Origin of the sequence: Rhizobium sp. YAF28 (assembly GCF_052113285.1) — a bacterium.
Lineage (GTDB): Bacteria > Pseudomonadota > Alphaproteobacteria > Rhizobiales > Rhizobiaceae > Rhizobium.
The window spans coordinates 1-1,523 of record NZ_JBFRCX010000030.1 but is presented as its reverse complement, the minus strand read 5'-3'; the positions used below and the strand labels follow the sequence as shown (position 1 = coordinate 1,523).

Below are 1,523 nucleotides of genomic sequence, written 5' to 3'. Positions count from 1 at the left end.
GGCCAGGATCGCGCCAATGTGGAACTGCGCACGGTCGACTTGGCGCGGGAGCAGGAGAACATGACGCGGCGCTCGGCGCTGGTCGCCAGCGGGGCGATCTCGGGCGAAGAACTGATCCATGCGCGCCATGCTGTACGCGCCGCACAGGCCGCCCTGACCATGGCCAGCGAGCAGCTCAAGCGCAACCAGGCGCTGGTCGAGCGGACGTCGGTGGGGTCTCACCCCGATGTGCTCGCCGCCGCCGCGCAGGTGCGCAATGCCAGCATCGCCCTCTCGCGCACGCGCATCCTGGCGCCGGTGGGGGGCGTGGTGACCAAGCGCTCGGTGCAGGTGGGGCAGCGCGTCAGCCCGGGCGTGTCGATGATGTCCGTGGTGCCGCTGGATCACCTGTGGGTCACGGCCAACCTGAAGGAGTCGCAGTTGCGCGATATCCGCCTCGGCCAGCCGGTGACGCTGACCACCGACCTGTACGGCCGGCGGGTGGTGTACCACGGCCGGGTCATCGGGCAGGACGCCGGCACCGGCAGCGCGTTTGCGCTGCTGCCGGCGCAGAACGCCACCGGCAACTGGATCAAGGTGGTGCAGCGTGTGCCGGTGCGCATCGCGCTGGACCCGGCGGAAGTGACGGCCCACCCGCTACAGATCGGCCTGTCGATGAAGGTCGCCGTCGATACGCGCGCCCGGGACGGCAAGCGGCTGGTGGCCATCGACGCCTCCAGCCAGAACTACCGCACCACGGTGTTCGCGGACGAACTGGCGCGCGCCGAAGCGCACGTGCGCCGCATCATCGACGACAACTCCTAGGCGCGCCATGACCTCCGCCATGCCTTCCGCCATGCCCTCCGCGCCTCCCCGACGTCTCCTGCTGACGATAGGCGCGCTGACCACGATCGACTTCCTCCAGAACGGCATGGTGGCCTTCTCCGCCGCGCCGATCATGGGCGAGATCGGCGCGAGCCCGGACCAGTACAGCACCGTCGCGGCGGCCTACGCCAGCGTGGCGGTGGTGGTGATCGCGCTGCAGCGCTGGATCGTGGAGCGCGTGGGATGGCGGCGCTACGTCCAGGGGTCGCTGATGGCGGCGGCGCTGGGGGCGCTCCTGTGCGCCCATGCCGACAGCTACGAGACCTTCCTGGTCGCCCGCATGGTCATGGCGCTCGGCTGTGCCGGCATGGTGACGTCGTCGCGGCTGACCGTGAACCTGATCCCGCCCAGCCCGGCGCGATTCTTCGGCATCAAGGCGCTGGCGTCCGGCGTGTGCTGCGGCATGGCGCTGGCACCCTGGCTGGCCTCCGCCATCGTCAGCGCGGACCGCTGGCCGCTGATCTTCTGGCTGGTGGCCGGGTGTACGCTGGCGCTGCTACCGGCCACCAGCGTCCTGCCGGAGGCCACGGCGCCGCCCGCGCAACGCTCGGACGCCCATCCGATTCGGCTGGCCGCGCTGGCCGTGGGCAGCTTCCTGGTCCTGTATGTGCTGCAGCGTTCCTACTACGATTTCTACGCGGACCGACTCTGGCTGGTGA

General features: G+C 70.5%; 2 protein-coding genes. Both read left to right on the top strand.

The genetic code is table 11. The features are described from left to right. Positions 1-804: HlyD family secretion protein (locus AB4Z13_RS32725; RefSeq protein ID WP_442207767.1), on the top strand; the 804-nt coding region annotated here is incomplete at its 5' end. Between the two features lie 7 nt (positions 805-811). Further along, positions 812-1,523 (top strand): MFS transporter (locus tag AB4Z13_RS32720; protein ID WP_442207766.1); only part of this gene is annotated, 712 nt, incomplete at its 3' end.